At 58.2% G+C, this 25,126-nt stretch carries 20 protein-coding genes, 4 tRNA genes and 1 riboswitch; of the genes, 18 read left to right on the top strand and 6 right to left on the bottom strand.

Annotated elements, in window-relative coordinates:
* Nucleotides 1-2 precede the first annotated feature (2 nt).
* Nucleotides 3-4,718, bottom strand: coding sequence for a dermonecrotic toxin domain-containing protein (locus tag ACM6I0_RS01030; protein ID WP_414921281.1), 4,716 nt, complete (start codon nucleotides 4,716-4,718; stop codon nucleotides 3-5).
* 286 nt (nucleotides 4,719-5,004) lie between these two features.
* On the opposite strand from ACM6I0_RS01030, the gene ACM6I0_RS01035 reads away from it, so the two are divergent.
* From ACM6I0_RS01035 to astE, 7 genes are all read left to right on the top strand, one after another.
* Complete coding sequence (locus ACM6I0_RS01035) at nucleotides 5,005-6,225, top strand: aspartate aminotransferase family protein (RefSeq protein ID WP_140667446.1); 1,221 nt, start codon at nucleotides 5,005-5,007, stop codon at nucleotides 6,223-6,225.
* Nucleotides 6,226-6,453: 228 nt separating this feature from the next.
* Entirely contained in the window at nucleotides 6,454-7,473 is a 1,020-nt protein-coding gene (aruF, locus tag ACM6I0_RS01040) for an arginine/ornithine succinyltransferase subunit alpha (RefSeq protein WP_090187112.1), read from the top strand.
* Nucleotides 7,474-7,556: 83 nt separating this feature from the next.
* Nucleotides 7,557-8,582, top strand: coding sequence for an arginine N-succinyltransferase (astA, locus tag ACM6I0_RS01045; RefSeq protein WP_285433820.1), 1,026 nt, complete (start codon nucleotides 7,557-7,559; stop codon nucleotides 8,580-8,582).
* On the top strand, nucleotides 8,579-10,048 hold the full coding sequence (gene astD / locus ACM6I0_RS01050; protein ID WP_285433938.1) for a succinylglutamate-semialdehyde dehydrogenase: 1,470 nt from the start codon (nucleotides 8,579-8,581) through the stop codon (nucleotides 10,046-10,048). Before astA ends, astD begins: the two co-directional genes overlap by 4 nt.
* Before the next feature lie 163 nt (nucleotides 10,049-10,211).
* Nucleotides 10,212-11,558, top strand: a complete 1,347-nt coding sequence (gene astB / locus ACM6I0_RS01055; RefSeq protein WP_090187104.1) for an N-succinylarginine dihydrolase — start codon at nucleotides 10,212-10,214, stop codon at nucleotides 11,556-11,558.
* Nucleotides 11,559-11,577: 19 nt separating this feature from the next.
* Nucleotides 11,578-11,865, top strand: a complete 288-nt coding sequence (locus ACM6I0_RS01060; protein ID WP_033056735.1) for a hypothetical protein — start codon at nucleotides 11,578-11,580, stop codon at nucleotides 11,863-11,865.
* Between the two features lie 12 nt (nucleotides 11,866-11,877).
* Nucleotides 11,878-12,888, top strand: a complete 1,011-nt coding sequence (gene astE / locus ACM6I0_RS01065) for a succinylglutamate desuccinylase (protein WP_285433825.1) — start codon at nucleotides 11,878-11,880, stop codon at nucleotides 12,886-12,888.
* Nucleotides 12,889-13,017: 129 nt separating this feature from the next.
* Here astE and ACM6I0_RS01070 read toward each other — a convergent pair whose 3' ends face one another.
* On the bottom strand, nucleotides 13,018-13,527 hold the full coding sequence (locus ACM6I0_RS01070) for a 6,7-dimethyl-8-ribityllumazine synthase (protein WP_285433826.1): 510 nt from the start codon (nucleotides 13,525-13,527) through the stop codon (nucleotides 13,018-13,020).
* A gap of 102 nt (nucleotides 13,528-13,629) precedes the next feature.
* A riboswitch (FMN riboswitch) is annotated at nucleotides 13,630-13,800 on the bottom strand.
* A gap of 198 nt (nucleotides 13,801-13,998) precedes the next feature.
* On the opposite strand from ACM6I0_RS01070, the gene ltaE reads away from it, so the two are divergent.
* The 7 genes from ltaE (at nucleotide 13,999) to ACM6I0_RS01105 (ending at nucleotide 19,970) form a co-directional block, all read left to right on the top strand.
* The gene (gene ltaE, locus ACM6I0_RS01075; RefSeq protein WP_285433827.1) at nucleotides 13,999-15,003 is read left to right on the top strand and encodes a low-specificity L-threonine aldolase; all 1,005 of its coding nucleotides are present in this window, start codon (nucleotides 13,999-14,001) and stop codon (nucleotides 15,001-15,003) included.
* A 146-nt stretch (nucleotides 15,004-15,149) separates the two neighbouring features.
* A complete protein-coding gene (gene alaS, locus ACM6I0_RS01080) occupies nucleotides 15,150-17,774 on the top strand; it encodes an alanine--tRNA ligase (RefSeq protein ID WP_414921282.1) in 2,625 nt (874 codons plus the stop codon).
* Between the two features lie 91 nt (nucleotides 17,775-17,865).
* Nucleotides 17,866-19,107 (top strand): aspartate kinase, encoded by a 1,242-nt coding sequence (locus ACM6I0_RS01085; protein WP_059404889.1) that lies wholly within the window; start codon nucleotides 17,866-17,868, stop codon nucleotides 19,105-19,107.
* A 189-nt stretch (nucleotides 19,108-19,296) separates the two neighbouring features.
* Nucleotides 19,297-19,485 carry a carbon storage regulator CsrA gene (csrA, locus tag ACM6I0_RS01090; protein ID WP_002554426.1) on the top strand — a complete coding sequence of 63 codons (189 nt, stop codon included), beginning with the start codon at nucleotides 19,297-19,299 and terminating at the stop codon, nucleotides 19,483-19,485.
* Nucleotides 19,486-19,547: 62 nt separating this feature from the next.
* A tRNA-Ser gene (locus tag ACM6I0_RS01095) sits at nucleotides 19,548-19,638 on the top strand.
* A 107-nt stretch (nucleotides 19,639-19,745) separates the two neighbouring features.
* A tRNA-Arg gene (locus ACM6I0_RS01100) sits at nucleotides 19,746-19,822 on the top strand.
* A gap of 71 nt (nucleotides 19,823-19,893) precedes the next feature.
* Nucleotides 19,894-19,970: transfer RNA gene (locus tag ACM6I0_RS01105), tRNA-Arg, on the top strand.
* 19 nt (nucleotides 19,971-19,989) lie between these two features.
* Here ACM6I0_RS01105 and ACM6I0_RS01110 read toward each other — a convergent pair.
* Nucleotides 19,990-20,508, bottom strand: coding sequence for a cell envelope protein SmpA (locus tag ACM6I0_RS01110; protein WP_285433831.1), 519 nt, complete (start codon nucleotides 20,506-20,508; stop codon nucleotides 19,990-19,992).
* Nucleotides 20,509-20,829: 321 nt separating this feature from the next.
* Here ACM6I0_RS01110 and mgtE point away from each other — a divergent pair, with 321 nt between their 5' ends.
* Nucleotides 20,830-22,272, top strand: a complete 1,443-nt coding sequence (gene mgtE, locus ACM6I0_RS01115) for a magnesium transporter (RefSeq protein WP_285433832.1) — start codon at nucleotides 20,830-20,832, stop codon at nucleotides 22,270-22,272.
* Nucleotides 22,273-22,374: 102 nt separating this feature from the next.
* Here mgtE and ACM6I0_RS01120 read toward each other — a convergent pair whose 3' ends face one another.
* Nucleotides 22,375-22,701, bottom strand: a complete 327-nt coding sequence (locus ACM6I0_RS01120; RefSeq protein ID WP_028620557.1) for an Arc family DNA-binding protein — start codon at nucleotides 22,699-22,701, stop codon at nucleotides 22,375-22,377.
* Nucleotides 22,702-23,086: 385 nt separating this feature from the next.
* On the opposite strand from ACM6I0_RS01120, the gene phnN reads away from it, so the two are divergent.
* Nucleotides 23,087-23,659 (top strand): phosphonate metabolism protein/1,5-bisphosphokinase (PRPP-forming) PhnN, encoded by a 573-nt coding sequence (gene phnN, locus ACM6I0_RS01125; RefSeq protein ID WP_285433834.1) that lies wholly within the window; start codon nucleotides 23,087-23,089, stop codon nucleotides 23,657-23,659.
* Here phnN and ACM6I0_RS01130 read toward each other — a convergent pair.
* Both ACM6I0_RS01130 and ACM6I0_RS01135 read right to left on the bottom strand, forming a co-directional pair.
* Nucleotides 23,634-23,813, bottom strand: coding sequence for a PA3371 family protein (locus ACM6I0_RS01130; RefSeq protein ID WP_090187083.1), 180 nt, complete (start codon nucleotides 23,811-23,813; stop codon nucleotides 23,634-23,636). The genes phnN and ACM6I0_RS01130 overlap by 26 nt on opposite strands.
* Nucleotides 23,814-23,837: 24 nt before the next feature.
* On the bottom strand, nucleotides 23,838-24,071 hold the full coding sequence (locus ACM6I0_RS01135) for a hypothetical protein (protein ID WP_414921283.1): 234 nt from the start codon (nucleotides 24,069-24,071) through the stop codon (nucleotides 23,838-23,840).
* Between the two features lie 290 nt (nucleotides 24,072-24,361).
* Here ACM6I0_RS01135 and ACM6I0_RS01140 point away from each other — a divergent pair.
* Both ACM6I0_RS01140 and ACM6I0_RS01145 read left to right on the top strand, forming a co-directional pair.
* A tRNA-Arg gene (locus ACM6I0_RS01140) sits at nucleotides 24,362-24,438 on the top strand.
* Nucleotides 24,439-24,586: 148 nt separating this feature from the next.
* Nucleotides 24,587-25,126 carry a hypothetical protein gene (locus ACM6I0_RS01145; RefSeq protein WP_285433839.1) on the top strand — a complete coding sequence of 180 codons (540 nt, stop codon included), beginning with the start codon at nucleotides 24,587-24,589 and terminating at the stop codon, nucleotides 25,124-25,126.

Raw genomic sequence — 25,126 nt, forward strand, 5'->3', positions numbered from 1 at the left:
ATTTATTCGTCTATTTCGGACCCTTCCGTGGACGACATTTGCATCTCGCCTCGATTGATCACCTCTTCCACGCCGAAATCCAGGCCGGTGTTTTCGAAATGGCTGATCAGTCGTAGCAGCGCTTCTTCGGTAAACGGATTGCCCCGTAAATTTATGGTTTCCGCGACTTCCAAGGGCAATTCCATGATGTCGCTCGGGATGTCGGTGATTGCGTTATCGCTTAAATCCGCCCAATCCAGTTGGGTTAGCGAAAACAGGCCGTTGGGTATTGTCGTAATACCGGTTTTCGGGAGTAGAACGGTCGCAAGATCGGTCATTTGGCTCAAGTCCGGTGTGCGCGCCAGTGGGTTCAGGCCCAAGTCGAGATAATCGAGCTGTTCCATTCCGGCCAATGCGTTTACCGAGTAGGCGGACAGGCTGACGCGACAGTCGGGCAATGACAGTGAGCGCAACTGACCCATCTTGAATACCGCTTCGGGAATGTCGGCGATGTCGAATTCACGCAGCCTCAAGCTTTTCAGGTTGGGGAAGGACTCCAGGAAACGCCCGACCTGAGTCACGCCATCGGCGCTTCGCAGTTCCAGTGCGGACACATGACTGAAGTCGGCACTCAGTGATGGCAGTTCTCCATGGATGGGCTGATCGAAGACAAGCTCATACATAGGCTCAAGCGAATCATTGAAATCATCCAGTTCGGACTCTTGCCGCCAGCATCGCTCCAGCACTCTCACGAATTCGTCGCGGTTGGCATGTTCGGCAAACAATTGGTACGCATTGAACGGTTCGCCGGTCAGTGGGTGTAGGGGCGGCAGGTCAGCGGTCCAGGCTGCCAGATCATTGCTTAGCCGAGCGAGCTCCGCTTCCAGACGGGTCAGCTCTATGCGGCCATCTTCCAGTGTGCCCGGAAAATCGTAGACAAACTCGCTGGCTCGTTCGATGTCCCGGCCCGGGTAAAGCGTCCTGACGCGCTGAATGTCGGCGTCTGGGGCATTGACGCCCAGGTCGAAGGTGGTTTCCAGGTAATGAAGTTTGATGAGTTGCCGTGCCCTGTCGGTCAGCGGGTTTGATGACAGATGCACACCGCGTTTGTCGTACAGCGAACTGTCGAAAAAACCGGGCGGCAATTCGGTGATGGCGTTGTTCATTAACAGGAGCGCGTCGAGTTTCGGGTGACGCAGCGCGCTGCCGGGGATGTCGATCAAGCCTGTTTCGCTCAGGTCCAGGTGCACGAGTTCTGGAAACGAGTCGATGTTGGGAACTGTATCGAAAGGGTTTCGGTGCAGGTCCAGCATCATCAGTTTTTTCAGCGGGGACAGTTTTGACCAGGTGAGGCCGTCAAACTTGATGGCGCAATCGTTGAGCACCAATGCGTCGAGGTTGGCCATTTTGGGGATGGCGTCGGGCAGTGTGGTCAGGGTGAAACGGCGCAATTCCAAGCGGCGCAACTGAGTGAAACGCTGCAGGAAACCGTGAATACCTTGTTCCGCTCGACGGCCTTCAAGCGCCAGCAGTGAGACATGGCTGAAGTCCGCCGTCAGCGTCGGCAGATCGCCCAGGATCGGCTCATTGAAACGCAACGCGTAACGGGGGCCGATGTCTGGCGCGTCCAGGTCTGGGTCTGATTGTCGACGCCAGCTGCGCTGGATTTCCTGGGCCAGCAATTGACGATTGTGCTGTTCGACCTGTTGTTCCAGGTCCGTCAGCGCAAGCCTGGTTTCAGGGTGGATGGTGGGCGCCTCTTTAACCCATTGGTGCAGGTCTTGATGCAGTCGTACCAGTTCGCGGCTCAGGCGGGTCAGCTCGACGCGAGCGCCATCAGGATGTTGCTGCAAGCGAGTGACCAGCGTCCGCAGTTCCTGTGGAGCAAGGTCGGGATACACCTCGCGCACCCTGTCATCGAGCGAGGGTGAATTGGGGTCAACGCGACCATAACCATCAGCCCCGCCCGGCAGGCGCATGGTCGTCGGGTCATAGTAAGGTTTTCGGTGCGGATTTTTCGCAAACACGCTACGTAGACCCGGTTGGTTCTGGGCGTGCCCGGCGATGTGCCGTTTGAAAGCCAAGCCGTCTTCAACGGAAAAGCCCAGCGTCGTGCGCCCGGAATCCGGCAGTGCCTGAAGAATGGCGTGATAGAAATCGACGGGCACATCAGAGACTTCATGGACCTGGTAACTGCCGTCATCTGCGTGCACCAGTGTTCTGACGAGTGTGGCGTCCTCCTGGCCGATGCTGTCGCGCAAGGTGCCTTCAGGGGAATATTCCCTGACCTCGATGTGCAGTCCGAGCGGCCAACCGGGTATCGACTCGAGACTATGCAATGCCAGTCGATGGGTGTCCGCCGTGTCCATGCCTTCGAGATAAAATCCCTCAAACGCCCGGGCGCCGCGCACCGCTTCCATGGCTTTCGCCGCCACGTCCTTGAGACGCTGAGGCACACGACCATTCTCCAGTTGCATCAGCTCGGTGCCGGTTGTGTTACTCACCAGTTCTTGTGCGATGTCTGTCGGTAAACCTTGGGCGCTTCCGAGCACGAGTTGAACGTGTGGGTCGTCGGTTTTTTCAAGAAGACGGTAGCGCGATTCGAACAACGATTTGCGCTGGTTGAGGGCTTGGTAAAGATCGGGGTGATCGCTAAGGGGCTGCTCGACGAGGGCCTGAATATCGCGGTCGATTTTGAAGCGTTTGATGGTGTCGGTCAGCAGGGAAGGCGGGCGTTGGTTCTCGACATGCGTCTCGCGCAGGACATTGTCGTGGAAGCCGCTGATCTGCAGGATCTGTTCGCGTTCTGTATTGCTGAGCGACTCGACGCTGTGACCGAGGCGGCGCATCACGGTTTCCCGGTCCCACGTCAGCGGTTGCTCCAGAGTGGTCTGCCAGGCGCCATGCCGGTTGTGCCGCAGGGGCGGCTGATAGGCATCGGGTCGGTGCGGATGCTCAATCTGAAACTGCGCTGTTTCACTGTTCGGATTGACGCAATAGCGTTTGCCTTCAAGGCGCAGCAGCGTTTTGCCCTGATGCTGATACAAGCCCAGGTGATCGGGTGTGGCGGCAGTGGGCAGATCGACAGATTGTTCGTACGGTGTCAGGTCCGGCTTCCAGTATCGGGTTTTGCCTGTCGGGGTATCGACTGCTTTGAGCGGCGACAGCAACGCCACGGTTTCGCGAGACAGCAGACGACTGAATGCCCCCGCCGCCATGGCGCCGCCGACTGCGAATGCGCCCACTTCAACCACAGTTTCGACAAGTGTCATCAGTTGTTCGAAGGCTGCTGTTTTCAGACCTTCGGCCCAATCGATGATGCCTTCAAAGGTTTCGTCGAGGACCTGATAAGCCATGTAGGCCAGCATCACCTCTCCCAGGAAAGGCACAAAAGGCAACGCAACGAACGATGCCGCTTCAAGAATCGATTGGGCGACACGGCTGAAGGCGTCCCACGCTGCCCATCGTGCGTTTCGGTCGGCACTGGCGGTCGAGACCGCGAGGGTGCGTGCGTCATTGAGGATTTTGTTCAGTTGTTGCTGATAGAGGTGAATCCACAGGCAGCTATTGATCGGGCTCAGCGAAAACTGCAGGTTCGGCTTGTCGATGGGTGTATCGCGCCAGCTTGGCCGTGGGTCGCCGCGTGTGTGCTCATGCCAGGTCACGCCGCTGAGTCGACGGTTGAGGTCGGCGAAAAAATCACCCCGTTGCCCATGATCGACAAAACGGCTGAAGAAGGTTTGGTAGTCGGGGGAGCGCAGTTTGCGAGTCAGGTCCGCCATGAACGACAGGGTGTCGGGGTACTGTTTGAGCGGATGTTCCGGGTCGTCGGGAATGTAAACGATGATCCGCGATGCTTGCGATTTGAGATCGAGTCGCGGCGCAAAAATGACGATCCCGGTCAGCGCTGAGGACATCACTTTCAGATCATGGGCGTGCAGTCGCCAGTTGCCGAGCATTACGTTTTTGCGGCCCTCGACGATCGCGAGTATCGAACGATACGCATCGGCTGGCAGGTCTTCGCGAGCGTGAGCCAGTTGCAGTGCGGAGCGAAGGGCCGCCTTGTGCGTGGCGATGACACTCGCCTTCAATACCGCGCCGGCCACCGGGTTGGTAAACCCCAGATTGTCCTTGAGGTGCGCCTCGTACTGGGCGCCGATATCCAGTTCCCTGCACAAGCGGGTGAAGTCCTGAATGGACAGTTGGCGTTTGATCGTCGGCAACGTATCGAATTGCCCGGTGGGCGAAGGTTTGGTGATGAACGTCGAGGCGGATTCATAAGCCTGCGCCGCGGTCTCCGAATCCTCAAAATTGTGCAGCGCCGCATCCAGTAGAGAAACCGTCCAGGTGCGTGCCGCACCGGTTTTGATCGCGAACCACGGCGTGGTTTGCGGGATGTACAGGCGCAGGAAGGTTGTCCTGACGTCCAGCTCCAGGCCGAAGCGACTCTTTAACGCATTACTCAGGAGCGGTTCGGCAAAGTCTCGGGCGCTTTGCAGTTTATCCAGCATCGACTCCAGCTTGTTGCGCTGAGTCCAGTGTTGCGCGCTGGCGGTTTTCAATGACAGCAGCTGTTCGCGGGTGGCAGTGGTGTGCCATTCAGGCGCTGCCAGTGGAGCGCTTTTCAATGCGCCTCGTGTTGCCGGTGATGCTTTCAACACCCAGTCGGGCAGATTATTGAACGCATGTTGGAAATGCGCGTCTGGTTGAGCCATTGGTTCCGGTTCTTGCTGATTCATGCGCTATTCCCTTAGCGGCTGGATGGACGCCAAGCAAAACAAACGATGAAGCACCGTGTGCGGTACATATTTACCGCACCGCTCGACAAGCCTGCCTATAACCTGTGCCGGCGGTTTAAACTGCGCCTTTGCGACCCTATATGTCGCATTGCCGTAAACCCGGGAAAAACCGGGGTTTGCGCTATAAGAAGTTGTCGCTTGGCGGCAAGGCCGGGCTGAAAACTGTCCTTACAATCCTCACCAAGCTCGCCAGTTCCCGGCGAGTGTTCCTCATCAGGAGACTCCGATGTCCGTTGAGCACGCTGCGGTAGAACGCGCCGATTTTGACCAGGTAATGGTTCCCAACTATGCGCCTGCCGCATTCATCCCTGTGCGTGGCGCCGGTTCCCGCGTTTGGGACCAGTCCGGCCGCGAGCTGATCGACTTCGCCGGCGGGATTGCCGTTAACGTATTGGGCCACGCGCATCCTGCGCTGGTCGGTGCCTTGACCGAGCAGGCGAACAAGCTGTGGCACGTGTCCAACGTGTTCACCAATGAGCCGGCCCTGCGCCTGGCCCATAAGCTGATCGACGCTACTTTTGCCGAGCGCGTGTTCTTCTGTAACTCCGGTGCCGAAGCCAACGAGGCCGCTTTCAAGTTGGCCCGTCGCGTCGCCTTCGATCGTTTCGGTACAGAGAAGTACGAAATCATCGCCGCGCTGAACAGCTTCCACGGCCGTACCCTGTTCACCGTGAACGTCGGTGGCCAGTCGAAGTACTCCGACGGCTTCGGTCCGAAAATCACCGGCATCACCCACGTGCCGTACAACGATCTGGCGGCGCTCAAAGCGGCCATTTCCGACAAGACCTGCGCGGTGGTGCTGGAACCGATCCAGGGCGAGGGCGGCGTGTTGCCGGCCGAACTGGCTTACCTGCAAGGCGCCCGTGATCTGTGCACCGAGCACAACGCGCTTTTGGTGTTCGACGAAGTGCAAACCGGCATGGGCCGCAGCGGCAAGCTGTTCGCCTACCAGCATTACGGCGTGACCCCGGACATCCTGACCAGTGCCAAGAGCCTGGGCGGTGGTTTCCCGATCGCAGCCATGTTGACCACCGAAGACCTGGCCAAACACCTGGTCGTCGGCACTCACGGCACCACTTACGGCGGCAACCCGCTGGCGTGCGCTGTCGCTGAAGCGGTGATCGACGTGATCAACACCCCTGAAGTGCTAGCCGGCGTCAATGCCAAGCACGACAAGTTCAAGGCGCGCCTTGAGCAGATCGGCGAGAAGTACGGCCTGTTCACTCAGGTGCGTGGCCTGGGCCTGCTGATCGGCTGTGTGCTGAGCGATGCCTGGAAGGGCAAGGCCAAGGACATTTTCAACGCCGCCGAACGTGAAGGCCTGATGATTCTGCAAGCCGGCCCTGACGTGATTCGCTTCGCGCCAAGCCTGGTGGTTGAAGACGCGGATATCGATGCCGGCCTGGACCGCTTCGAACGCGCTGCCGCCAAATTGACGCAAGCCTGATAGACCCTTCGACGCCTGACAGTTCAGGCGTCGATCCAAATTTTTGTTTCGGGCTGGATCAAAAGTGTGGGAGCTAGCCTGCTAGCGATGAGGGCCTGATAGCCAACATCATTGTTGCCTGACAGGACGATATCGCTAGCAGGCTAGCTCCCACAGTTGACTCTGAGTTGTTTCAGGGATGGCCCGGGATTTTTTCTTCTGTAAGTTCTGAGATTAAGGAGTGACACCATGCTGGTGATGCGCCCCGCGCAAATGGCTGATCTGGGCGAGGTACAGCGTCTGGCTGCGGACAGCCCGATTGGTGTCACTTCCTTGCCGGATGACGTTGAACGCCTGAGCGACAAGATCGCAGCAAGCGAAGCCTCGTTCGCCGCCGAAGTCAGCTTCAATGGCGAAGAGAGCTATTTCTTCGTCCTTGAAGACACGGCCACCGGCAAACTGGTCGGCTGCTCGGCGATCGTTGCCTCGGCCGGTTATTCCGAGCCGTTCTACAGCTTTCGTAATGAAACCTTCGTGCACGCCTCCCGCGAGTTGAAGATTCATAACAAGATTCACGTGCTTTCCCAGTGCCACGACCTGACCGGCAACAGCTTACTGACCAGTTTCTACGTGCAGCGCGAGCTGGTTGGGTCGCCTTGGGCGGAGCTCAACTCCCGTGGACGTCTGCTCTTCGTGGCCAGCCATCCGGAGCGTTTTGCCGATTCCGTGGTGACCGAGATCGTCGGCTACAGCGATGAGAATGGCGACTCGCCGTTCTGGGATGCCATCGGTCGCAACTTCTTCGACCTCAACTACGCTGAAGCCGAGCGCCTGTGCGGCCTGAAGAGCCGGACGTTTTTGGCTGAGCTGATGCCGCATTACCCGATTTATGTGCCGCTGCTGCCGGACTCCGCTCAAGAAGCGATGGGCCAGGTGCACCCTCGTGCGCAAATCACTTTCGACATTCTGATGCGCGAAGGCTTCGAGACCGATCACTACATCGACATTTTCGACGGCGGTCCAACCTTGCATGCCCGTGTTTCGGGGATTCGTTCCATCGCCCAGAGCCGTGTGGTGCCAGTGAAAATCGGCGAGGCGGTCAAAGGTGTCGGTCGTCAGTACCTGGTGGCCAACGCCCAGTTGCAGGATTACCGCGCCGTGTTGCTTGAGCTCGATTACGCGCCAGGCAAACCCGTGACCCTGGATCTGGAAGCGGCCGAAGCCTTGGGCGTCGGTGAAGGTGCCAGCGTGCGCCTGGTGGCGGTTTAACGCCTGCTGCTATGCCTGGAAAGAATGCCTAGTAAGCAACAGTGTTTCGCGGGTGGCGCAAGCGACCCGTTTGAGGAGATAGCATGATCGTTCGTCCCGTACGCAGCAGCGATTTACCCGCTCTGATCGACCTGGCCCGCAGTACCGGCACCGGCCTGACTACGTTGCCGGCCAATGAAGAGCGTCTGGCCCACCGGGTTGGCTGGGCCGAGAAGACCTTTCGCGGCGAAGCCGGGCGGGGCGATGCGGACTACCTGTTCGTACTCGAAGACGATAACGGGCGCGTGGTGGGCATTTCCGCCATCGCCGGCGCTGTCGGCCTGCGTGAGCCTTGGTACAACTTCCGGGTTGGCCTCACGGTCAGTGCCTCGCAAGAGCTGAATATCTACCGCGAGATTCCGACCCTGTTCCTGGCCAACGACCTGACCGGCAATTCGGAATTGTGCTCGCTGTTCCTGCACGCCGATTACCGCACGGGCCTCAATGGCCGCATGCTGGCCAAGGCGCGGATGCTGTTCATCGCCGAGTTCCCGCAGCTGTTCGGTAACAAGATCATCGCCGAGATGCGCGGTGTGTCCGACGAAGCGGGGCGCTCGCCGTTCTGGGAAAGCCTGGGTCGTCACTTCTTCAAAATGGAATTCAGCCAGGCCGATTACCTGACCGGCGTGGGCAACAAGGCGTTCATCGCCGAACTGATGCCTAAATTCCCGCTGTACACCTGCTTCCTGTCGCCGGATGCGCGCAATGTCATCGGCCAGGTTCACCCGGACACCGAGCCGGCCCTGGCGATGCTCAAGAGCGAAGGGTTCAGCTATCAAGGCTACGTCGACATCTTCGACGCCGGCCCTGCGGTCGAGTGCGAAACCGGCAAGATCCGTGCGGTGCGCGACAGCCAGGCACTGGTGCTGGCCATCGGCACGCCGGGTGACGACGCGACGCCTTTCCTGATTCACAACCGCAAGCGCGAAGACTGCCGGATCACCGCCGCGCCAGCACGTCTCGCCGCCGGTACGTTGGTGGTCGATCCGCTGACCGCCAAACGCCTTCAACTCAACGCCGGCGATCAAGTGCGCGCCGTTGCGTTGTCTGCTGCTCGGGAGTCGAAATAATGAATTCGCTATACATCGCAGGTGAGTGGCTGGCCGGTCAGGGCGAAGCCTTCCAATCGCTGAACCCGGTCACCCAGCAAGTGTTGTGGGCCGGCGAGGGCGCAACCGCCGCTCAGGTTGAATCCGCCGTGCAAGCCGCGCGTCAGGCGTTCCCGGGCTGGGCCCGTCGTACCCTGGACGAACGCATTGCCGTGCTTGAGGCCTTTGCCGCGGCACTGAAAAATAACGCTGACGAACTGGCGCGCTGCATCGGCGAAGAAACCGGTAAGCCGCTGTGGGAATCGGCAACTGAAGTGACCAGCATGGTCAACAAGATTGCGATCTCGGTGCAAAGCTACCGCGAGCGTACCGGCGAGAAGAGCGGCCCGTTGGGCGACGCCACTGCCGTATTGCGCCACAAGCCACACGGCGTGGTCGCGGTGTTTGGTCCTTACAATTTCCCTGGCCATTTGCCGAACGGTCATATCGTTCCGGCGCTGCTGGCCGGTAACAGCGTGCTGTTCAAACCGAGCGAGCTGACCCCGAAAGTCGCCGAGCTGACGGTCAAATGCTGGATCGAAGCGGGCCTGCCGGCCGGCGTGCTGAACCTGCTGCAAGGCGCTCGTGAAACCGGTATCGCCCTGGCGGCGAACCCAGGGATCGACGGTTTGTTCTTCACCGGGTCGAGCCGTACCGGCAACCACCTGCACCAGCAATTTGCCGGTCGTCCAGACAAGATCCTCGCGCTGGAAATGGGTGGTAATAACCCGCTGGTGGTCGATCAAGTGGCAGACCTTGATGCCGCTGTTTACACCATCATTCAGTCGGCCTTCATCTCTGCTGGCCAGCGTTGCACCTGTGCGCGCCGCTTGCTGGTGCCGCAAGGTGCCTGGGGCGATTCGTTGCTGGAACGCTTGGTGGAGGTCAGTTCGACCATTGAGGTTGGAGCCTTCGACAAGCAACCGGCGCCATTCATGGGTTCGGTGATTTCCTTGGGCGCTGCCAAAGCCCTGATGGATGCGCAGGAACAGTTGATGGCCAATGGCGCCGTGGCGCTGCTGGAAATGACTCAGCCTCAGGCGCAAGCCGCGTTGCTGACCCCCGGCATCCTGGACGTGACGGCCGTGGTCGATCGCCCAGATGAAGAGCTGTTCGGTCCATTGCTGCAAGTGATCCGCTACGCTGACTTTGAGGCGGCGATCGCAGAAGCCAACGACACCCAATATGGCCTGGCGGCCGGTTTGCTGTCCGATTCCGAAGCGCGTTATCAGCAGTTCTGGCTGGAAAGCCGCGCCGGTATCGTCAACTGGAACAAGCAACTGACTGGTGCAGCAAGCAGCGCGCCATTCGGTGGTGTCGGGGCCTCGGGCAACCACCGCGCCAGCGCCTACTACGCCGCAGACTACTGCGCGTACCCGGTGGCATCGCTGGAAACCCCGAGCCTGGTGTTGCCTGCCGCTCTCACGCCAGGCGTGAAGATGGCGTAACGCCCATCGCCAGCAGGCTGGCTCCCACAGGTTCGTTGGTGTTCACACATTTTGTGTACTACCCCAATCACTGTGGGAGCCAGCCTGCTGGCGAAGGCCGCGACCCGGTCGCACTGAACAGTTACTGAAGCCTATAACAACAGATTCTCGTGGAGCCTCGCTGATGAAATCCTATGAAGTCAATTTTGACGGTCTAGTGGGGCCGACCCATAACTACGGCGGCCTGTCCTACGGCAACGTAGCGTCCCAGAGCAACAGCCAGCAATCTTCGAACCCCAAGGAAGCCGCGCTGCAAGGCCTGGCGAAGATGAAAGCGCTGATGGAAATGGGCTTTCAGCAAGGCGTTCTGGCACCGCAAGAACGTCCAGACGTCGCCGCCCTGCGCCGCTTGGGTTTCAGCGGCACCGACGCACAAGTGATAGAGCAGGCGGCGAAAGACGCGATGCCGTTGCTGGTCGCCAGTTGCTCGGCGTCGAGCATGTGGGTAGCCAACGCTGCCACGGTCAGCCCGAGTGCCGACACGGCCGACGGTCGCGTGCATTTCACCGCTGCCAACCTCAATTGCAAATACCACCGCAGCATCGAGCACCCGACGACCAGCCGAGTGCTGGGCGCCATGTTCGCTGACCAGAAGCACTTCGCTCACCACGCCGCATTGCCGGCCGTGGCGCAGTTTGGTGATGAAGGCGCTGCCAACCACACGCGCTTCTGCCGTGAATACGGTGAAGCCGGCGTCGAATTCTTCGTGTTCGGTCGCAGCGCGTTCGACACTCGTTACCCGGCACCGCAGAAATACCCGGCGCGCCAGACCCTCGAAGCCTCGCAAGCGGTGGCCCGTCTACACGGCCTGAGCGAGGGCGGTGTGGTCTACGCCCAGCAGAACCCTTCGGTGATCGATCAGGGCGTTTTCCACAACGACGTGATCGCGGTGGGTAACGGCGAGGTGCTGTTCTATCACGAGGACGCGTTCCTCGACACCGAACAGATGCTCGCCGAACTGCAAAGCAAACTGGCCAAGGTCGGCGGCAAATTCCAGTCAATCTGCGTGCCGCGTTCCGCCGTAACCGTCGAAGACGCCGTTCGTTCCTACCTGTTCAATAGCCAGTTGCTGACGCGTCCTGATGGATCGATGCTGTTGATCGTGCCGGAAGAGTGCCGTGGCAATGAGCGTGTCTGGCAATACCTGCAAAGCTTGACCAGCTCCGGCGGCCTGATTCGCGAAGTGAAGGTTTTTGACCTGAAGCAAAGCATGCAAAACGGCGGTGGCCCGGCTTGCCTGCGCTTGCGCGTCGCTTTGAATGAAACCGAACTGGCGGCCGTCAATCCAGGGGTTATTATGACGGCACCGTTGTACGGCACCCTGACCGAATGGGTCGACAAGCACTACCGCGACCGCATGACCGAAAACGATCTCGCGGACCCGCAATTGCTGCTTGAGTGCCGGACGGCACTGGATGAACTGACGCAAATCCTTAAACTGGGCGCGGTTTATCCATTCCAGATTAATTGAAAGTCGAGAGCGTAAAGACATGAGCGATACCCTGCAGCTGATCCTTGAAGACACCGACGGCACGCAACTGGAAACTTCCTGCACCCGCGTCGCGGTCATGTGGCAAGGCAAAGAGCTGTGGATCCAGCAAGATGGCCGCGGCCAGCTGCTGATCGGCGTGGACGTTGAAGAGGGTGATGCCGAATACGCTAACCTGCTGCTGCGCCCATTGGCGACTAATCTGGTAAGTCTGCAACTGGAAATGGAACCGGCTGAAGTCGGTGACGAAGACCACGTGCACGGCCCGGATTGCGCACACGACCACTAAGGAAACCGCTCTATGCTCGCCCTCGGCAAACTGCTTGAACTGACCCTCGCCGGCCGCGAACCGGCAGAGAAGACTCAACTGACTGTCGAAGGCGTGCGCATGCGCTGGTTGAGCGAAGGCGCGCTGGAAGTCCGCCCGCCTGAGGCTCGCGACAATGGCCTGGACCTGCTGCTGTCAGCCGGTATCCATGGCAATGAAACAGCGCCGATCGAGTTGCTCGATCGGCTGTTGCACGACATTGCCCGCGGCGATCTCAAGCCGCGCGCCCGTATTCTGTTCCTGTTCGGTAACCCGGAAGCCATTCGCAAAGGCGAGCGTTTCGTCGAGCAGGACGTCAATCGGCTGTTCAATGGCCGTCACGAACAAACCAGCGGTTCCGAAGCCCTGCGCGCCTGCGAGCTTGAGCGGTTGGCTGCCAGTTTCTTCAGCTTGCCGGACCGTAACCGTCTGCATTACGACCTGCATACCGCGATCCGTGGCTCGAAAATCGAGCAGTTCGCGCTGTACCCGTGGAAGGAAGGTCGCCAGCATTCACGCCTGGAGCTGGCTCGCCTGCGCGCCGCTGGCATGGAAGCGGTGTTGCTGCAGAACAAACCGTCCATCGTCTTCAGCTCCTACACCTACGACAAGCTCGGTGCCGAGTCTTTTACCCTTGAGTTGGGCAAGGCGCGTCCGTTCGGGCAGAACGAAGGGGTTAACGTTTCGCTGCTGGAAAAGCGTCTGCAACAGATTATCGAAGGCAACGAACCCACGCTGGCGGATGAAGACCTCAATGGTTTGCAGCTGTTTAGCGTGGCCCGGGAAATCATCAAGCACAGCGATAGCTTTCGCTTGAACCTGCCAGCGGACATTGAAAATTTTTCGGAGTTGGATGTGGGTTACGTGCTGGCCGAAGACATCGCCCAGACCCGTTGGATCATCGAAGAGCAGGGCGCCCGGATCATCTTCCCCAACCCCAAGGTCAAGAACGGCCTGCGTGCCGGCATCCTGATCGTGCCCGCCACCGACGAAAACCTCGCCTGACTTTCGCGCAATGATCGTTCCCACGCTCCGCGTGGGAATGCAGCCCGGGACGCTCCGCGTCCCCTGCCGAAGCGGACGCAGAGCGTCCATAGAGGCATTCCCACGCAGAGCGTGGGAACGATCATACGACTAGACGGCTAAGGCGCGCGGCTCGGTGCGACGCAACGCACGCATCTTGTGCAGCGTATCGGCACACGTCTTCGCCGCTTCCTGGCCTTTATGCACGAAATGCTCGAAGAAGAACTTCTGATGTTCTTCGCCGGCATGGAAGTGATGAGGGGTCAATACCACCGAGAACACCGGCACTTCAGTTTCCAGCTGAACCTGCATCAGGCCGCTGATCACCGACTGGGCGACGAATTCGTGACGGTAGATCCCGCCATCAACCACCAGGCCGGCAGCGACGATGCCGGCGTATCGACCGGACTTGGCCAGCAATTTGGCGTGCAATGGAATTTCAAAGGCGCCGCCGACTTCGAAGAAATCGATGTCCGACTCCTGATAACCCTGCGCAATCATTTCGGTGACGAAGCCTTTACGGCTCTGATCGACGATTTCCTTGTGCCAGCAGGCCTGGATGAACGCAACGCGCTCGCCCTGATGGTTTTTGCTTTTGCTATCGATTGCGGTGGGTTGCATGTTCTGACTCCTGTTTATGTATAAAACAGGGCATATGAATCGAATGGGATTTAAGGGTACGCACGCTCGCACGAATGCCTGCGGGCGGCCCTTTGGCGCCAATCCCGTTCTCTCTTCATCCGGACTATGACCGTCGGCCCCGGGATCACACCGGGTCTGCTGACCTTGTCGCCAGCACAGCCATTGCCGTGCCTGTCGCCAAGCGCTCGCGGGCTATGCGCATTGCGCGCAATTACCGCCGGTGGGGAGTTGCACCCCGCCCTGAGAACGTTTTTGCCGCCAGATTGTTTGGCGGCGAAGCGTTTTTAACACATATTTGTGGGCTGCGCACCGCTGCTTTCTGATGATTGATATCGAGTTTTTAACTGATAAGGCGGGTCTTTTCCGTGCCCAAGGGTTGATTATTCATCTTCATGACCGCAGTACTTCCATCTTGAAAGGGATTTTCCCCTGCTTACCGAGGCCAGATTCATGAGCGTTATCGATCTTCGCAGCGACACCGTCACCCAACCGACCGCAGGGATGCTCGACGCGATGGCCAACGCGGCCACCGGTGACGACGTTTATGGCGAGGATCCGACGGTCAATCGTCTGGAAGCCGAACTGGCGAAACGCCTGGGTTTCGCCGCTGCGCTGTTCGTGCCGACGGGCACCATGAGCAACCTGCTGGGCCTGATGGCTCACTGCGAGCGCGGCGATGAATACATCGTCGGGCAACAAGCTCACACCTATAAGTACGAAGGTGGCGGCGCGGCTGTGCTCGGTTCGATCCAGCCCCAACCGCTGGAGGTGCAGGCCGACGGTTCGCTGGACCTGGCCCACGTGGCGGCCGCGATCAAGCCGGACGATTTCCACTTCGCCCGCACGCGCTTGCTGGCGCTGGAAAACACCATGCAAGGCAAGGTTTTGCCGCTGGAGTATCTGGCGCGGGCCCGCAGCTTCACCCAGGAACATGGCCTGGCCTTGCACCTCGACGGTGCCCGGTTGTACAACGCGGCCGTCAAATTGGGTGTTGATGCGCGCCAGATCACTCAGTATTTTGATTCTGTCTCGGTCTGCCTGTCCAAAGGTCTGGGCGCGCCGATTGGTTCGGTGCTGTGCGGTTCCGCCGAATTGATCGGCAAGGCACGCCGTCTGCGCAAGATGGTCGGTGGTGGCATGCGCCAGGCCGGCATTCTGGCGGCGGCGGGGCTGTATGCCCTGGACAATAATGTCCAGCGCCTGGCCGATGACCATGCCAATGCTCAATTGTTGGCCGAGGGTCTGCGCGCGGCGGGTTACGAAGTCGAGCCGGTGCAGACCAACATGGTCTATGTGCAGATGGGCGACAAGGCTGAGGCGATCAAGGCGTTTGCCGGCGAACGCGGCATCAAGCTGAGCGCGGCAGGTCGCTTGCGAATGGTTACGCACATGGACGTGAGCCGTGCTCAAATCGAGCAGGTCGTCGCGACATTCGTCGACTTTTCTTGCAACTGATCGCGTTAGCGGTCCAATTGACCGTTTCTATCGTATAAACACGCTGTACCCCGCGCGCTGGGCCGATATAATGCGGCCCTTTGCCGTCGCTTCGTCTGTTGACGTTTCGCACAGGCCTTTGGCCGCAGCCTCCGTGGAAGAACCTAATGAAAAGCGCAGAAATCCGTGAAGCCTTCCTTCGCTTCTTCGAAGAGCAAGGCCACACCCGTGTAGCCTCCAGCTCTTTGATTCCGGGCAACGACCCAACCCTGCTGTTCACTAACGCGGGGATGAACCAGTTCAAGGACTGCTTCCTGGGCCAGGAAAAGCGCGCGTACACCCGCGCGGTCTCCAGCCAGAAATGCGTGCGCGCCGGCGGTAAGCACAACGACCTGGAAAACGTCGGTTATACCGCTCGTCACCACACGTTCTTCGAAATGCTGGGTAACTTCAGCTTTGGTGATTACTTCAAGCGCGACGCGATCACCTACGCGTGGAACTTCCTGACCTCCGAAAAGTGGCTGAACCTGCCCAAGGAAAAGCTTTGGGTCACCGTTTACGCCAGCGATGACGAGGCGTACGACATCTGGACCAAGGAAATCGGCGTTCCGGCCGAGCGCATGGTTCGCATCGGCGACAACAAGGGCGCGCCTTACGCTTCCGACAACTTCTGGACCATGGGCGATACCGGCCCGTGCGGTCCTTGCACCGAGATTTTCTACGATCACGGCGCCGACATCTGGGGCGGCCCACCGGGCTCGCCGGAAGAGGACGGCGACCGTTACATCGAGATCTGGAACAACGTCTTCATGCAGTTCAACCGCACCGCCGATGGCGTGTTGCACCCGTTGCCAGCACCGTCGGTTGATACCGGCATGGGCCTGGAGCGGATCAGTGCCGTGCTGCAGCACGTTCACTCGAACTACGAAATCGACCTGTTCCAGAGCCTGCTGAGCGCATCGGCCAAGGCCATCGGTTGCACCAACGACAATCAGGCTTCCCTGAAAGTCGTAGCCGACCACATTCGTTCGTGCGGCTTCCTGATTGCCGACGGCGTGCTGCCATCCAACGAAGGCCGTGGCTACGTGCTGCGCCGGATCATTCGTCGCGCCTGCCGTCACGGCAACAAACTGGGCGCCAAAGGCAGTTTCTTCTATCAGATCGTTGCAGCCCTCGTTGCTGAAATGGGCGAAGCGTTCCCTGAGCTGAAATCCCAGCAGGCGCACATCGAGCGCGTCTTGAAAGCCGAAGAAGAGCAATTCGCCAAGACCCTGGAGCAGGGCCTAAAAATTCTCGAGCAGGATCTGGCCGAACTCAAAGGCAACGTGGTACCGGGCGACGTGGTGTTCAAACTCTACGACACCTACGGTTTCCCGATGGACCTGACAGGTGACATCGCTCGTGAGCGCAGCCTGACCATCGACGAAGAAGGCTTCGAGCGCGAGATGGAAGCCCAGCGCGTCCGTGCTCGTTCGGCCAGCTCCTTCGGCATGGACTACAACAGCCTGGTCAAGGTTGACGTGGCCACCGAATTCACCGGCTATGAAGCGACTAAAGGTTCGGCGAAAGTCGTTGGTCTCTATAAAGATGGCCAGTCGGTCGACGTACTCAGCGAAGGCGAAGAAGGTGTGGTCGTACTGAACCAGACGCCGTTCTACGCTGAATCCGGCGGTCAGATTGGCGACTGCGGTTACCTTCAGGTCGGCAACGCACGCTTCGACGTACGCGATACCACCAAAACCGGTGGCGCTTTCTTGCATCACGGCGTGCTGGCCTCGGGTAGCCTGACCATTGGTGCGCCGGTCGAGACTCATGTTGATGCCGAGGTGCGTCACGCCACGTCGTTGAACCACTCGGCGACTCACTTGCTGCACGCCGCACTGCGCCAGGTGCTGGGCGATCACGTCCAGCAGAAAGGCTCGTTGGTCGATAGTCAGCGCCTGCGCTTCGACTTCAGCCACTTCGAAGCCATCAAGCCTGAGCAATTGAAGGCGCTGGAAGACATCGTCAACGCCGAGATTCGCAAGAACTCCGAAGTTGAAACCGAAGAAACCGACATCGAAACCGCCAAGAAAAAAGGCGCCATGGCGCTGTTTGGCGAGAAGTACGGCGACAACGTGCGCGTACTGAGCATGGGCGGCGATTTCTCCGTCGAACTGTGCGGCGGTATCCACGCCAACCGTACCGGCGACATCGGCCTGCTGAAAATCATCAGCGAAGGCGGTGTAGCCTCTGGCGTACGTCGTATCGAAGCGGTCACCGGTGCTGCGGCATTGGCATACTTGAACGCTGCGGAAGAACAACTCAAGGAAGCGGCTAACCTGGTCAAGGGCAGCCGCGACAACCTGATCGACAAGCTGTCGGCTGTGCTGGAGCGCAACCGTCTGCTGGAGAAGCAACTCGAGCAGTTGCAGGCCAAGGCTGCCAGCGCGGCGGGCGACGATTTGTCAGCCTCCGCTCTGGACGTCAAGGGCGTGAAAGTGCTGGCCGTGCGTCTGGACGGTCAGGACGGCAAGGCGCTGCTGGCGCTGGTCGATCAACTGAAAAACAAACTCGGCCGCGCAGTGATCCTGCTCGGCAGTGTCCATGAGGAAAAGGTCGTTCTGGTTGCAGGCGTAACCAAAGACCTGACTGGCCAACTCAAAGCCGGTGATTTGATGAAACAAGCCGCTGCGGCAGTGGGCGGGAAGGGCGGTGGTCGTCCAGACATGGCGCAGGGCGGTGGTACTGACGCTGGCGCACTGGATGCCGCATTGGCCCTGACCGTTCCATTTGTTGAGCAGGGTTTATAAGGCAGTGTATGCGGCCCGCAGTCTAGTGGCGGGCCACAACGCTGTTTGAGTGATTATTTGGGCGCCCTTCATGGGCTGAGGCGGCTTTGAAATGGCTTTGATCGTACAGAAATTTGGAGGCACCTCAGTCGGTACTGTCGAGAGAATCGAGCAGGTCGCCGACAAGGTTAAGAAATTCCGCGATGCCGGCGATGACCTGGTGGTTGTGCTGTCTGCAATGAGCGGCGAAACCAACCGTCTGATCGATCTGGCCAAGAAAATCAGTGGCGACGGCCAGCCGGTTCCGCGCGAGCTGGACGTGATCGTCTCCACGGGTGAGCAGGTGACGATTGCGCTGTTGGCGATGGCGCTGATCAAGCGCGGCGTGCCAGCGGTGTCGTACACCGGCAATCAGGTGCGGATTCTGACGGACAGTGCGCACAATAAAGCGCGGATCTTGCAGATTGATGACCAGAAGATTCGCGGTGATCTGAAGGCGGGTCGTGTCGTGGTTGTCGCCGGTTTTCAGGGCGTCGACGAGCACGGCAACATCACCACCCTCGGTCGTGGCGGTTCGGACACCACCGGTGTGGCGCTGGCGGCAGCCTTGAAGGCTGACGAATGCCAGATCTACACCGACGTCGATGGCGTCTATACCACCGATCCGCGTGTTGTATCCGTGGCTCAGCGCCTGGACAAGATTACCTTTGAAGAGATGCTGGAAATGGCCAGCCTCGGTTCCAAGGTGTTGCAGATCCGTGCGGTGGAATTCGCCGGCAAGTACAACGTTCCGCTGCGCGTACTGCACAGCTTCAAGGAGGGTCCGGGCACCCTCATTACTATTGATGAAGAGGAAACCATGGAACAGCCGATCATTTCCGGCATCGCTTTCAACCGCGATGAAGCCAAGCTGACCATCCGTGGCGTGCCAGACACCCCGGGCGTGGCGTTCAAGATTCTCGGCCCGATCAGTGCCGCGAACATCGAAGTCGACATGATCGTGCAGAACGTCGCGCACGATAACACCACCGACTTCACCTTCACCGTACACCGCAATGACTTCCAGGCCGCACAGACCGTTCTGGAAAACACGGCTCGCGAGATCGGTGCCCGTGAAGTGGTTGGCGACATCAAGATCGCCAAGGTCTCGATCGTCGGCGTCGGCATGCGTTCCCACGCAGGCGTGGCCAGCCGCATGTTCGAATCCCTGGCCAAGGAAAGCATCAACATCCAGATGATCTCGACCTCTGAAATCAAGGTTTCCGTGGTGATCGAAGAGAAGTACCTGGAACTGGCTGTGCGCGCCCTGCACACAGCTTTCGAACTGGACGCGCCGGCCCGACAGGGCGAGTGATGCGTTTTGCCAAAGGGCGCGGTCTGACCGCGCCCTTTGTCTTTTTTGAATGGCGCGACCCAGGAACTGTTCTTTTGCTCGCGCTGGTCAATACTCAGGCATGTAAGGCTGCGATCGTTCAGGTTGTAGGTCGAGTGCCTTTTTTTTGCAGACTGTTGTCCCTGAAATGAAATGCGTGAGGAGAAAGGTATGCTGATTCTGACTCGTCGGTGCGCAGAAAGCCTGATTATTGGTGATGGCGAAATCACCGTGACCGTGCTCGGCGTTAAAGGAAATCAAGTGCGCATCGGTGTCAACGCCCCGAAAGAGGTTGCGGTCCACCGTGAGGAAATTTACCTGCGTATAAAGAAAGAGAAGGACGAAGAACCAAGCCATTAATTTTTATCGTTTTTTATGTTTGCAAACGGGGAAGAAGCTGGTTAATATACGCCCCGTGTTGCGGAGAGCTGGCCGAGTGGCCGAAGGCGCTCCCCTGCTAAGGGAGTACACCTCAAAAGGGTGTCGGGGGTTCGAATCCCCCGTTCTCCGCCATTATTTGCGTAGTACGTTGTAATCTAGCTTTTTCGGTAAGTGTTTGAAATTACTAGAAAAAGTGCTTTACATAGAGATTAAACGGCCTATAATGCGCGGCAACAAATGCACTCGTAGCTCAGCTGGATAGAGTACTCGGCTACGAACCGAGCGGTCACAGGTTCGAATCCTGTCGAGTGCACCATTTAAGAGTCAGTTGCAGTAATGTGAATGACTTGGCTTCAACCAGTTGTGATCTGGTCTAAAAACACAAATGCACTCGTAGCTCAGCTGGATAGAGTACTCGGCTACGAACCGAGCGGTCACAGGTTCGAATCCTGTCGAGTGCACCAAACACCAAAAAGCCCGCGTTTAACGCGGGCTTTTTGCCGTCTGGGATTTGGCTTTTCCCTTGGCGCATCCTTTCTCATCAAACTCCACGTTTGCGCTACGACCTCGCTTGGTGTCGTAGCGGTAGCTCGTGGCTGAATTGCGAACGCTGACCTTGTCTGGCTTGCCAAGGGCGCTCTCGACGTCCTGCTGGCTCATGCCGGCGATGACCCGTTGGTTGATGATCGCTTCACGCCGCTCCCTGGCACTGATCAGGTTTCCACATTTATCCTCGGTCTTGCCGACAATGGTCGGTTCTCTTCTTTTTACTTTCGTGTCGGATTTTTCGCGATTGTCGGCTCCCGGCATGACAGCCGCTGTGCTGCTTGGAGGGAGTGCGCGGACATCCTGCAGCGAGAGGTTTTCTCCGGCAGTACAACTCAAGGTGGTGAACGTAATGCGCCCGTCATCGGCTTCGCAGCGGTGAATTGTCTGTGCGTGCAGACAGAGTGGCAGGCAGAGCTGGATGGTCAGCAAAAAATAATGTGAATGAGATGGCATTTGGCGTCCTCCATGACGGTCCAAGCCAAAGGGTAGTCGCTGCATTTTTCAACGGTGGTGTGTTTTCTTTTCAGAATGAGTCGTCGCAGTTGGAGAGATCAGGACTGCACTCAGCTTTGTCTTGCAACCGCTTGTTTCAGCCACGATTTTTTAACGTTTAAAACCGCCGGGCGGTGTATCATTGCGCCCGTCAGCCCCGCCGGGGCTTGTGGAATACCTCCATGGACTTACCCAGTAGTTACTCAGTATCCCGTTTTTCCAATCATGAATTGACTGATTGATCCTTCCGGCGTGCCCCGCTGCTGGGAGTGGAGTTCGCCTATGTCCGATGTTGAAGTAAAGAAAACACAAGAAAGCTTGCAGGACCGCCTCGCTCAAGTCATTGAGCTGCTGCAGCGCCAGCGCGTGGTCGAAGACCTGACTCATCGCCAGGAAGGTCCGCATCACGACCGGGTCGAGAACCTGGTTCACCGGCAAAACCTCGTCGAGCTGCAGCGCAAGCTCGATGATCTGCACTCCGCCGACGTTGCCTACATCCTTGAAGCCTTGCCGCTGGGCGACCGTCTGACGCTCTGGCAACTGGTCAAGGCTGATCGCGACGGCGACATCCTCCTCGAAGTATCCGACTCGGTTCGTGAAACCCTGATCGCCGACATGGACGATCACGAGCTCCTGGCTGCGGCCAAGGACATGGACGCCGATGAACTCGCTGACCTGGCCTCCGAGCTGCCGCGAGACGTCGTCCACGAGCTGATGGAAACCCTCGACACTCAACAACGCGAGCGTGTGCGCTCCGCGTTGTCCTATGACGAGGAGCAAGTCGGTGCGCTGATGGACTTCGAGATGGTGACCATCCGTGAGGACGTCAGTCTCGAAGTGGTTTTGCGTTATTTGCGTCGTCTCAAGGAATTGCCGAGCCACACCGACAAATTGTTTGTGGTCGACAACGACGGCGTGCTCAAGGGCGTGCTGCCGATCAAGCGTTTGCTGGTCAACGATCCGGAAAAACAGGTTTCGGAAGTCATGGCCAGCGACCCGGTGAGTTTTCACCCGGACGAGGACGCCTACGACGCGGCTCAGGCATTCGAGCGTTACGACTTGATCTCGGCCCCTGTGGTCGACAAGAACGGCAAGTTGATCGGCCGTCTGACCATCGATGAAATGGTCGACCTGATTCGTGAAGAGAGCGAAAACGAAGTGCTCAACATGGCGGGTCTGCGCGAAGAAGAAGACATCTTCGCCTCGGTCTGGAAATCCCTGCGCAACCGCTGGGCCTGGCTGGCGGTCAACTTGATCACCGCATTTCTCGCCTCCCGGGTGATCGGTCTGTTCGAAGGCTCCATCGAAAAACTGGTGGCGCTGGCGGCATTGATGCCGATCGTTGCGGGTATCGGCGGTAACTCGGGCAATCAGACCATCACCATGATCGTTCGCGCCATGGCGCTGGATCAGGTGAGCACCGGCAACACCTCGCGCCTGATGCGCAAAGAGTTGGCCGTCGGTTTGATCAATGGGCTGGTGTGGGGGGGCGTGATCGGTATCGTCGCCTATCTGCTGTATGGCAGTTGGTCCCTGGGGGTGGTGATGACTGCCGCCATGACGCTTAACCTTTTGCTGGCGGCGTTGGCGGGGGTTTTGATTCCGATGACGCTGGCGCGGCTTGGGCGAGATCCTGCGATGGGGGCCAGTGTGATGATCACCGCCATGACCGACAGCGGCGGCTTCTTCATCTTCCTCGGGCTGGCGACAATATTCCTGCTGTGAGTTGAGTGCCCATCAAGAACCCGCCAATCGGCGGGTTTTTTGTGGTCGAATTTCAGGCAAAAAAAAGCCAGCGATAACGCTGGCTCGAACTTTCGGGTTGAATCAGGAAGCGTCTGCGGCCAATTCGGCATCATGCGCAATCAGCGAAACAAGAGCGTTTTGCTGGCGGTGGGAGAGCTGGCGGAAACGTTGCAGCAGTTCGCGTTCGTGCAATGACAGCTCCGGGCTGTCCAGACGCATGCTTAATTCTTCGCCCAGTGCGCCTTCCTGAATAAGACTCTGCTCAAGGCGCGCAATGATTTCGGAGTTCATGCTGCGATGATGATTGCGAGCCACCTCGGCAATGCGTTCACGCATTCCGTCTGGCAGACGTACGACGAACTTGTCAGCCGTACGGCTGGAATAAATTGCCTGTTTCAATGGGCGCATATATTTAACCGGTTAGTTCAGGGGAGCGGTTCTCGGGATTGGCCGCAGGATGTCGAATAGGACAAGCACTATGGCCAAATGTTCAACCTGAATTGATAGAGGCTCGCATCATGCCTCAAGGAAGCCAGATCATTGGCGTCAATTCTGTGACAAATATTGAACTGGATAAAGGCGTTATGCCAGCACCAATTATCAGAAATGCGGACTGGTTTGAAAAGTTTGCTCCAGTGCCATTTCGCTGATCGCGTCCTTTGCCCGACAGGTGGTGTCCAAAAACGCCTGAAGGTGCATGCTATGTGGATTCGATCCGTGGTCCTTACCTTAACAGGATAGTGGCAAATGGCCGATTTACTAGTGGCGCATGCGCGTAGAAGGATTATTCAGGATGGATGGCAGGCTGATTTATTTGATGGGGCCCTCCGGATCAGGCAAGGACAGTCTCATCGAAGCGGCGCGAATACCCCTTCAGTCGCTTGACTGCGAAGTGGTACGACGGGTCATCACGCGCTCCGCCGAATCCGTGGGCGAGGATGCCATCGGCGTCAGCCATGAAACATTCGAGCGACGTCGGCAGGCGGGTGAGTTCGCGTTGTCATGGAACGCCAATGGGCTGGATTACGGTATTCCGGTCCAGATCGATCATTGGCTCAAGGAGGGTCGGCAGGTATTGGTCAACGGATCTCGCGGCCATCTGACCGAGGCGCTGCAACGATATCCCACGCTGCTGCCTGTGCTGTTGACGGTCAAGGAAGAGGTGTTGCGCGAGCGACTGTTACGGCGTAATCGCGAGAGTCTTGTGCAAATTGAAGAGAGATTGCGCCGTAACGCGCTATTTGCCGCAAGCGATTGCGACGGTGACGTGCAAATTCATCGACTCGACAACTCTGGCGAGCTGTCCGTCACCGTCGAAAAGCTTCTGAAGTTGATCACGGTCAGCGCAGAACCGGATCGAACTTGAATTTGCGACCGGCAATCAGCGCCAGCACGAACAGCCCGCTAAAAACGCCGCAGGCAATCAGGGGCAGCGTAACAACCGCGTCCTGAATCAATGACAGATGAAGAATGCCGCTCAGTAAGGCAAGGATCAGAAATCCTGCGGCTGATTTGGACATGCTGTGCTCCTGATAGGGGGTAAATCAAAATACCAAGCGTTCGGAAGACTGTGTTTCTGGCGGATCGTATTGCTGGCTTACATCTTGACCGACAAGGACGCGCTGATCGCTCATGACCGCCAATTGCGGGGCTTTTTGCAGCTGTAGGTAATGGGGCATGTGTTGGGCAACCTGAACAGCACCGTTCTCGGGGGCAAAATGAAATCCCAACACAATGGCCAGGGCGATCGCATTCGAGAGTAATAGGGCGCTGTTCATGAGGCTGACCTCCGTTGTTCTTGAGAACAGCTAAAGCAGCCCGCGTGCCAACAGTCTAACGGCTATTAAATCCTTTAAAAACAATCAATTAGCTTAATGTTGGGAAGACCGTTCATTGCAAATTGCAATGATGGCATTTTGAGAGGATGCAATTTGCACGGTAAACAAAAGCTACGGTGTCGAGGGGCGTCTGCCTACACTTAAAAAGCCCAAGGACGACATGACAAAAGCAGGCTTGCCCGTTAACATGCACGCCGTCTATCGCGCCGCATTATTCGCGGGCGACTTGTGTCTCAGTAGCTCAATTGGATAGAGCATCCCCCTCCTAAGGGGAAGGTTGGCAGTTCGAACCTGCCCTGGGACACCACATTGATTTCAGCCCCGCGCTGCAAAAAGAAAGCCCTGCCGGAAACCTTCCTCCGCCAGGGCTTTTTTGTGTCCTCAAAACCGACGATCTACGTGGAAAGTCTTTGATTGCTGTGCCTTACTCCAGATACAAAACAAGGAGCGAAGCAATGCGACGCAGAGGCGCACAGTTCTGGCTATGGACCAACACCCGGTTACCGCTCCACATCCACGAAGAAGTGCTCAGCGACGGCGTCCAGGTCGAAGTTCAGGCGCGGGTGAGTCATACGGGCATCACTCAGGTGTTTATCGGGGTTTATGCCGACAGTGGCTGGGCGATTTGCGAAGAGTTTCATGACCGCTGTGTCGGCGAGTTTTACTGCACAGCGTTGAAGTGGGGGGCGCGGCGAGCCAGAGAGCTGGTGGCCGATACTCGGGCGTTTGTGGCGCCGCATCGGGTGCAGTTGACGTTGGACCCAGTGATCACCGATGAAACAACGCTGGCTCTGCGGCGGATGGAAATGACCGAGCGTGAACGTCTGAAGATCCGCACCGATGACGCCTGGTCGGAGTACCTGGCGGCCAAGGAGGCGATGCTTGATCTGATGCGCGCGCCCAAAGTCGATCCTGGGGTCTGGGCGGACCATAAAGAGCGACTCAGGCAAGCGATTGATCGGCGCGTCAGCGTACAGCGCGCCTATTTGTGTTGA

This window comes from Pseudomonas sp. IT-P294, from assembly GCF_949767865.1.
GTDB lineage: Bacteria > Pseudomonadota > Gammaproteobacteria > Pseudomonadales > Pseudomonadaceae > Aquipseudomonas.